The sequence below is a fragment of the Meiothermus cerbereus genome, assembly GCF_051297115.1.
GTDB classification, from domain to species: Bacteria; Deinococcota; Deinococci; order Deinococcales; family Thermaceae; genus Meiothermus; species Meiothermus cerbereus_A.
The window spans coordinates 1-8,529 of the sequence record NZ_JBEVAL010000098.1; the positions used below are offsets into that span (position 1 = coordinate 1).

The following is an 8,529-nucleotide window of genomic DNA, read 5'->3' on the forward strand; positions in this document are numbered from 1 at the left end:
TCTTTCCAGATCCGTTAGGCCCCAACAGGGCCACCTTTTCTCCTGGCACGAGCGTCAAGCTCACCTCTTCAAGCGCCCGCACATCCCCGTAAGCTTTGCTGACCCCTCTGAAAACCAGGATACTGTCTCCCATCGCGCCCCCTACGCCATCAAGAAAACCGCGTCCCAAGCCTCCAACGTCCCTGACGCGGCCAGCAGCGCTAAGGCAGCGCCAGCGGCACCTGTCTGCAAGCTTGGATCATCCACGGCGGGCAGCTTTTCCTCCTGATTCCGAATACCAAATGTCGTGTCGGGTTCGTAGTGAGCAAGCATCCGATCAATTATCTCGTTTACCGCCCCTTTCCACTCATCATTGGGGAGGTCAGTGGCGAAGTGAAGCAAAACAGCCAGGAAGCCGGCCAGCCCGTGGCAGAAGGTCGGCGCTGTGAGCCCCTGTATTTCAGCGGGACGCCTGATCGCCGAGCGGACGAGTTCGCAAGCCAGCGCTGCCCAATCGGGTCGGGCGAAGCCCCTGGCTGCCAACTGGAGGGCGCGGGCCACGCCGGGGTTTCCGTAGCACCAGGCTGTGCGGGAGGGTCCTGAGGTTTGTTGCAGGATCGGGAGGCGGCGATAGGGCACGTCTGGTCCATAGGGGGTCTCACGCAGAGCCTGCTGTATGCGCCGTACCAATAGCCCTGCTGATTGCTCCATTCCTGGCTCACGCAAGCCCGAACCCCAAGCGAGCCCCAATAAGGCCAGCGGGCCGGGAATCCCGTGGGCCAGCCCGAGATCTAGATAGCCCTGGGCTAGCTCGGGGCGATCAGCGAGCTCGAAGGAGCGCACCGCCCAGGCGGGGGTGAAAAACCCTTCAGGCGCAATCCGCTGACTCCAAACCACGAGTTTGCGCAAGATTTTGCGCAGGAGGTATTCCGCATCCGTATCCCTGGCAGCTAGATTCAACAAGTAGCGACCCACCCCGGCAAGCCCATACGTAGCGTCGAAAACGGTGGGATGGACTCCCCCATTAAGGGGGGCTTCCTTGAGCAAAGCATTTACGCCTTGGAAAAGTCGGGTATTTATCGCCCGCCGCGCCAGCCCATTCAGCCTATAATCCGCCCAGGCCAAGCCTGCCAAGCCTGTGAGCAATCCCACCGACGTGGCGGGGTGATCAAGGGCATGGTCAAGGTAGTGCCGGGCCGTCTGCTCCCAGCTCGGGTTCAACCCTGCCTGCGCGGCGTGGGCAAACGTCCAAGCTAAACCGGCATCACCGAAGCCCACGCTGGCAGGATCCCACCGGGGGCGAGCTTCGCCTGCCTTGACCGGTGGTAGCCGCTCGACTGCCGCGAGGACAGCTTTTCGGTCAGACAGCCGTGCAAGGACCTCCGCAGCTACGGTTGTTGCTGGGGAAACCCAGGGAAAGTCTGGTTTCATGCCTTTTCCCAAGCCTCAAGGGGGAGCGTAGTCGGGATGTAGTGCCGGAAGCCGTCGTATAAAGCATAGAGAAAGTGTATAACGCGATACTCCTCTTCTTGGGATAGGCCCAGGCGGTTGGCGTGCATATGAATCAGGCTGGCCACGACGTGACCTAAGGGGTAGAGCAGCTCTTGCCCTTGCTCCAGGTCTTGTAGCGCCCGGGCTGGAGGGCCGAGCCGAGTCTTGAAGTCGCGGTGCCAGTTGGCCAGCTGATCGGCTAGTGGCTCCGATCCCACCGCGCTCCCGCGGCACCAAGCCATCAATTGCCACAGCCGGGGTCGGGCGTGGCCAAATTCCCGTCGCCACTGCCGGGTTTTTTCTTTGCCTTTTTGGCCAAGATCCTGTAGATGCGCCTTTGCCAGACTACGGTACAGATTGTAGCGATCCTTGGCGCTCATGCTCAGTCCCTCCAGCAGGCTATCTATAGAGCATAGCGCCAGCTCACCGAGCGGCAAGGCTGGCTTGAGGGTGAGCAGCTCGAGCAGCGCGTGCGTCTCGAGGCAGAAGATCTCCTCGCACACGGCCAGACCCTTCTCGCCACCGTAGCGTTCGAATTCCGGCTCGTAGGTGTCGATACACCAACGCCGCAAGAACCCGTAGTCGGCGTAGCGCTGGGCCTCTTGGCTGAAACGATCCATCAGCTCACCCTCATTGCTGAAGATGCGCACCCGCAGATGGTTGTCAGGGTCTTGGTAGCGCACGTAGAACCAGCTGGGGGAGCCGCACTCCTTCAGGAGTTGCTGCAAGGCGAAGAGCAGATCGTTTTGGAAGGTGGCTGGGCCGTACAGCTTGAGGTAGGTGACCCCCTGTCCCGGAAAGCGCATCCTCCGGACAGGGTCAAGGCCCCGCACAAATCTCGCCGCCCGCTGGGGGTGCGACTCCTCAGCTGACCCGAGCGGCAGCCGGAGTATGTACTCATGCAGGTAGTGGCCGCCATGACCGGTCACCCAGGCCGAGCGGGGGTCGGGAGCCTCCTCGACATATTCCGCCGCATCTCGGCGAAGTAGCTCTAAGCAGGCTGGGTGATCCAGGTCTAACAGCAGCCGATTATCGTGGTTGCCGATGTAGACGTAGCGGGGCACTTGCCAGCGCGCTCGCCAGCTGTCTAAGGCCTCGAGGTCTCGCGGCAGCGGCCGGGGGAGCCTCCAGCGGGCCGGGGCCAGTACTACTTGACCTTGCCGAACCCGCGGCAGGAAAGGCAGGGTGGCCAAAGGACCCCACTGCCATGGCGGTATAAGCGGAATCCCTTGATCGCCGACTTCTCGGAGAAAGCGCACCGGGTTAGGCGCAAGTTGGGGGTTGAGCACGTGGGGAGCCCGAGGCAGCACAATACGGTCGAGGCTGGGCGAGTAGACATAAAATCGTTGCCCATCCACCCCGACCAGCAGCTCGCCAAGCGGAAGGTGCCGCTCGATGGGAACGCCAGGAGTGACTTGAACCGCAATCTGATAAGGGTAGAGGCTCGGATGTAGGGCGACGTTGGTGTGATGGCCAACTCGGTCAGAATAGACGACCTCAGCAAAAGCATAGTTAGGATGACGGCATACCTCTTCCTGAGCCAGCGTCTTGAGCATCTGATAAAAGCGTTCATCCAGGTGAGCGAAGCGGCCGAAGACCCCACCTCTACCGGCGACAAACCCCGCTGGGCCGATGACCAGACTCGGTGTTCCGTCCTTCTCGTGGATGCTGAAAAAAACCTCAACTGCGGGGGGTAGAATTGGTTCAAGTTCGCCCTGAGGCAGGGCAATGCCTTCGAGATCCAGATCGGGTCGGCCCTCTTTTAGGCACAGGGAAACCTGTTCTGCTAGCATCATGTAGATCTCGCGAAGCTCTGGCGGTGTTGGCCCAGCCCATGGACGGTGGGGTGAGGGGTTGTGATAGCCGGGTGGTGGCCCCAGCCCGAGCTCCTCATCCAGCAGCTCGAGCAGGGGCACCTCCCGCAGCCCATACCGTTCTAGAAACGCTTGCGCATACTCGCGGAGGGGGGCCTCGGCAGGTGAGCGGGTGCCGAATAGCCGAGCCAGCAGCCGGGCCGCCTTCTGCAGGGGAGCAATTACCTGGTGGGACAGGCTGGCCGCCTCTAGGCTCAGTCCGAGGTCCACCTGAATCAGATGTTGTCGATCCCCCCGTTGCAGGCCGAGTTCGTCGTAAAGGGTTTTGAGGGTCTCGGTGCCCTCCCCAACTTCTGTGCTAAGCTCGTGAATGAGTTTCGAGGTCCGAAACAGCTGTTCCGTCGTCTCACTGAGTGCGGAGGTTGGCGGAACCATGTGTACGAGATATGAGTGGGGTTCTGCATCAGTAAGGGGAGGCCGTAGAGTGCTCAGGAGCACGCCTTCATCCAACAGCTTGAGCAAGAAGAGGTCGATGTCGACTTCCGAACTCTGCGGGTAACACTCTTTTAGTCGACGTATTACATCGCCGTACCGGACGGGCTGGGCTGTGTACTCGAGGATCATTCGCACCGGATCAGTGAGGCGCATCCAGGCCTGTCCTGGGTCTTGGCCCCGGCCGTAGCCATCCCGGCAGGTGACCCGAATCCAACTGCCCCAGCGCAACAGCGCCGGGTTGGCGTAGACCTTGAGTTCAGGATGCAACACCGGATCACGCTCGAGGGCCTGCACAAAGGTGAGCGTTTGGCTATAGTCCAGCCGAGCCCGCTTCTGATGGTTGCTGAGCTTACCGAGCCGCAGCTGCGTCTGCTCCCCAATCGGTACGAACGCCACCCCAGCGAATAGCCCGAACGGGGTGGGCCGCGTGGTAGCCCGGATCAGGTAACGCAACAGCCCTAACAACAGAGGTGTACTTGGCGACTGCTCTCCGTCTCGCCAACGCTCGGCCTCGCGCGCCAGGCTGGGGCTCGCCAGCCACAACGCCTCCAGGAAAACCGGGTCACGCAGGATTTCCAGCAGGTGGCTGGCGAGCCCCCCGGGAGCAGATAGCGCCTGCAGATACCCCTCGACGGGGAGCAACGGGATACGCACCATGGCTCCTTGCACCATGCACCCCCAGCTCACCCGAAGGTGTTCCCCTCATCGCGGCTATAAAGCCACACAGCCAGCAACAGGAAGGCTGCGGTGTACGCAGCCAGCAACGCGAAGGAAACAAGCGAGGGTAGCGCCAAGCCTGCCGCGCCGAGCGCCAGGTCAATCAGGAGTGTACTCGGAAGGTATGTGAAGATGGCCTGGACCCACTCCGGGAGGGAAAGCAAAGGCAGAAACACCGGAAAAAGGAGGAGTGCCCCGGTGTAGGCAATGAGCAACTGGGCGGAGTTCGGCCGTACGAGATAGGCGGCGGCCAGGCCCAAAGCGGTGAAGGGCAGGCTGCCCAGCACCAGCGCCAGCGGCAGCAAAACCCAGGCGTAGTAGGGTAAGGAAGCCCCAGCGAAAACCAGCCCCACCAGGAGTACACCTACGGCGGTCAGTGCGGCCATGGCTGCTCCGGTGGAGAGTTTTCCCAGGAAAAAAGCCAGCGGCGGCATGGGTGCTACCTGGCGCAGCCGGATCCAGCCTTGGGCGCGTTCCGAGGCAGCCCCTATTCCCACCGCGAGCAGTCCTACGTTGATAACCCCTAAGGCAGCGAAGCGGATGAGGAAATCCTCCCCGAGGTCGCGGCCTAGCAGGAGGAGCAGCCCGTAGGCGGCCACGCCGCCGAGCGGGACGCCGATGAACTGTCCGGGAATGCGCAGTTGCTGCAGCAGGGCGTATTTGGCTTCCAAATAGTAGGGGTTACCCTTCGGCGCGATCATGCTTGAACCCTCAAGAACGCTGCTTTGAGATGAAAACTGGGACCCATGCGATCGCATGGGTCCCAAAGCAGTGCTCAAGCCTGCGGTTCCTCAGCCTGGGCACAGGCCAGCAAGGTGATGGTGACCACACAACACAGGAAGCTGCGCAGGCTTATGGTTACGCAGGGCGCGGTGGTTTGCGGACTGATCGCGCCTGTACTCATTGAGGCGCTGGTCCTGATGTCGAGACTAGCCGGGTCGAAAGGGTCAAGGGCTGCACTTGCCATACACACCTCCAGTCAGCGGGCTGCTTTTTGGGATTGGGGTATCCCGCAAGATCAAGCTTAGCCGCTAAAGTCGAGGCATTTCAACAAAGAAACTCATCCGGCTACGGGTGAGTTTTTACCCTGGCTCAGCTCGGGGCGGTCCCACTTTTGGCAGTAAGGGAGTAAGCCGAAATAGTATAAAGCGAGCTGAGCCCGATTCTCCAGGCCGAGTTTGTCCTTCAACCTGTGCACCCAGTTATAGATCGTCCGGTGAGAGACCTGCAGGGTCCGGGCGATCCGATCGTTCGACCAGCCTAAGGCCACAAAGCGAAGCACCAGGCGCTCGCGGGGCGTAAGGACTTCATCATCAAGCGATGGCCCTTGGTAGAGGCGTTCCCCTGTTGCTATTCGGCGGAGGACCACATCCAATTGCACTGGCCCATTGGGCTCGGAGATTAGGCCCTCGGGCTTCCGATCCATCAGATCTCGCAGGTAATGGAGGGCAGTACAGCCAGTCACGATCAGAACCGGGCGGGGTAATTCGAGGAATGCCCAGTAGGCAAAACCCCATGGGGCATCAATGACCAAGTGCAGATCATCGGCTAAGCCGAACTCCTCGAGAAGCTCCTGGCCATAGCGTTGGAACAAGGGAAGGCCGCTGTGGCATGACATTAGCTGGATCCTGGTATGCCGCGAAGGGGATGGGATACAGGTCGGCAGGTTGTTCTGTTCCCAGAATACTGAGCGTGTCATGGTCGGTTTGTAGGTTTTACCACTATATCAGCACTGGATTAAGTTTACCCAAGTTGCCACCTATCCCCGGAGCTGAAAAAATAGTGGCCGCTATGCTGAGCAAAGTCATAGCGGCCTTCTGCATTATAGACGATGCCCTCAAGGCCCTGGGCCACCAGGATCACCCCCAAACCCAAGTCCCCTCCAGCGCCATCCTCACCCTGGCCCTTTTTGCCTCGCTAGAGCTTGGGGGCAAGCACAACAAGGCCCTGGCCCTCGCCAAAGACCTCAAGCTCTTCCGCCACCTCCCCTCCCCAAGCCGCTTCAACCGCAGGCTCCACGCCCTCTACCCCCTCCTCCTCCCCCTCCTTCACCTCCTCTCCCAGGCCTGGAAAAACCTCCACCAGGCCCAGGCCTACGCCCTGGACACCTTCCCCCTCCCCGCCTGCGCCAACATCCGCGCCCCCCGCTCAAAACTCTTCCCAGAGAAGGTCTACCGGGGCTTCATCCCCAGCCAGCGGGTCTACTTCCACGGGCTCAAGCTCCACCTGCTAGTGGACGAGAAGAAGTTCATCCACGAGGTGAACCTGAGCCCAGGGAGCCTGCATGACCTGAGCTCCCTTCTCCTCCTTCCCCTAGACCTGCCCGAGGGGGCAAGGCTCTACCTGGACCGGGGGTACGAGAGTCACCTCTACGAAGACCTCCTTGGGGAGGCCCAGGGGGTGGTGCCCATGGTCATCCGCCGGCGGAATAGCCGCAGGTACCTGCCTTGGATGCCGTACCTGGCCATCCTGGGACGGAGGGTGGTGGAGACGGTGGGCAGCATGCTCCACACCATGTTCCCCAAGCGCATCCATGCCGTGACCCCAAGGGGCTTCGTCATCAAGGTCCTCTCCTTCGTCCTGGCCCACAACCTCAGCCTCCTGAACCTGGACGGACACATGTGAGACTCTAGAAGCCCCAGGTGGGATAAAAAGAGGGGGACCGACTCCTGAAGGAGGTCCCCCAAGTGCAGCTTACCACGGTTGGCAAAGCGATATGGCAAGGAGCGAGGAAGGCCCAGGAGCTGGGAGCGGCCGGAGCCAGCGACCCCCTGGTCCAGGAACGGCTACGCAAGCTCAAGCAGGTGGAGGCGTTCAGGAAGCACGGGGTGAGCTGGCCCGAGATCCAGGCCCTGGTGGGGATCAGCCGGGCCACCTATTACCGCTGGCGGAGAAGGCTCAAGGGCCAAGGGCTTAAAGGCCTTCTTCCGAAACCCAAACGACCCAGACGCCTACGGCGGAAGGTGCACTGGACCTCCGAACTCCTCATCGCAATCGAAGACTTGCGGAGACAAAACCGCACCTGGGGCCGCTGGCCGATCTGGTGGAGTTTGAGGAAGCGAGGCTTTGGGGTGAGCGAACGCACCGTGGGGCGGATCCTGGCCTACCTGGAAGCACACGGCCGCGTGGAAAGCGTAGCCGCCTTTCTGGCCCAGGCCCGGCGGGGGAAGGGGGGGCGAAGACCCAGGAGGCCCTATGCGCAAAGGAAGCCCAAGGGATACGAGGTGGGTCACCCTGGCGACCTTATCCAGGTGGATACCCTCACCGTGACCCTGGGCCCTGGGGAGACGATCCAGCACTTCTCGGCCGTCGACCTCTTCACCCGTTTCTCCCTTGCGGAAGTCCACACCCGAGCCACGGCCAACCTGGCGGCCAGCTTTCTTGCCCGCCTGATGGTGCGAGCGCCTTTTCCTATCCGTGCGGTGCAGGTGGATGGGGGCAGCGAGTTTATGTCCGATTTTGAGGAGGTCTGTGAACGTTTGGGCGTTAAGCTCTTCGTTCTTCCTCCGAGGAGCCCCAAGCTCAATGGTCACGTGGAGCGGATGCAGCGGACCTTTAGGGATGAGTTCTACACACGACCGTTGCCTTCACAGATCCCCGAGCTCCAAAGGGAGCTTGACGCCTACCTGGACCACTACAACCGCCGGCGACCCCACCGGGCCTTGGGGGGCCTGGCCCCTTTAGAGTACCTGGCTAGAATACGGGGGGAGGCGGTCCCCACAGAGTCTCAAATGTGTTGACCGACTACACCCCCTTGACCAACCGACCTGAAAGTGTGTATAACCTAAGTACACGACAAAACCCCGAGTAGGCAAAAGCAGGCCGCTCCTGTAAGGTGTTTCTGCCTGAGACACGGTAATGGAGCGGTTGCTTTGAATGATACTACTTTGATAGAGTTTTTGTCCCCGCACTGGCGAATCCACCGCCAGCGGATGGTGTTCATAGCCCAGCTGGTAGTGAGCCTGGTGCTGGTGCGGACCGTCAGCTGGAGCCGATTGACCACCGCCATAGACGGCCCTGGGGCGGGGGGATT

5 protein-coding genes and 1 pseudogene are annotated in these 8,529 nt (G+C 61.1%); 2 read left to right on the forward strand and 4 right to left on the reverse strand.

What is annotated here, in order from left to right; genetic code table 11:
• Positions 1 to 141: 141 nt before the first annotated feature.
• The 4 genes from ABWU19_RS13590 to ABWU19_RS13605 all read right to left on the reverse strand — a co-directional run bounded on the left by ABWU19_RS13590 (position 142) and on the right by ABWU19_RS13605 (position 6,195).
• The gene (locus ABWU19_RS13590; RefSeq protein ID WP_435902206.1) at positions 142 to 1,410 is read right to left on the reverse strand and encodes a lanthionine synthetase C family protein; all 1,269 of its coding nucleotides are present in this window, start codon (positions 1,408 to 1,410) and stop codon (positions 142 to 144) included.
• Positions 1,407 to 4,436 (reverse strand): lantibiotic dehydratase, encoded by a 3,030-nt coding sequence (locus ABWU19_RS13595; protein WP_435902207.1) that lies wholly within the window; start codon positions 4,434 to 4,436, stop codon positions 1,407 to 1,409. Before ABWU19_RS13595 ends, ABWU19_RS13590 begins: the two co-directional genes overlap by 4 nt.
• 26 nt (positions 4,437 to 4,462) lie before the next feature.
• On the reverse strand, positions 4,463 to 5,197 hold the full coding sequence (locus ABWU19_RS13600) for an ABC transporter permease (RefSeq protein ID WP_435902208.1): 735 nt from the start codon (positions 5,195 to 5,197) through the stop codon (positions 4,463 to 4,465).
• A 359-nt stretch (positions 5,198 to 5,556) separates the two neighbouring features.
• Positions 5,557 to 6,195 carry a helix-turn-helix transcriptional regulator gene (locus ABWU19_RS13605; RefSeq protein WP_435902209.1) on the reverse strand — a complete coding sequence of 213 codons (639 nt, stop codon included), beginning with the start codon at positions 6,193 to 6,195 and terminating at the stop codon, positions 5,557 to 5,559.
• A 92-nt stretch (positions 6,196 to 6,287) separates the two neighbouring features.
• On the opposite strand from ABWU19_RS13605, the gene ABWU19_RS13610 reads away from it, so the two are divergent.
• Together ABWU19_RS13610 and ABWU19_RS13615 are read left to right on the forward strand one after the other, a co-directional pair.
• Positions 6,288 to 7,121 (forward strand): IS982 family transposase, encoded by an 834-nt coding sequence (locus ABWU19_RS13610; RefSeq protein ID WP_435902210.1) that lies wholly within the window; start codon positions 6,288 to 6,290, stop codon positions 7,119 to 7,121.
• 62 nt (positions 7,122 to 7,183) lie between these two features.
• Positions 7,184 to 8,307 (forward strand): annotated as a pseudogene (locus tag ABWU19_RS13615) (integrase core domain-containing protein).
• The last annotated feature ends 222 nt before the right edge of the window (positions 8,308 to 8,529 follow it).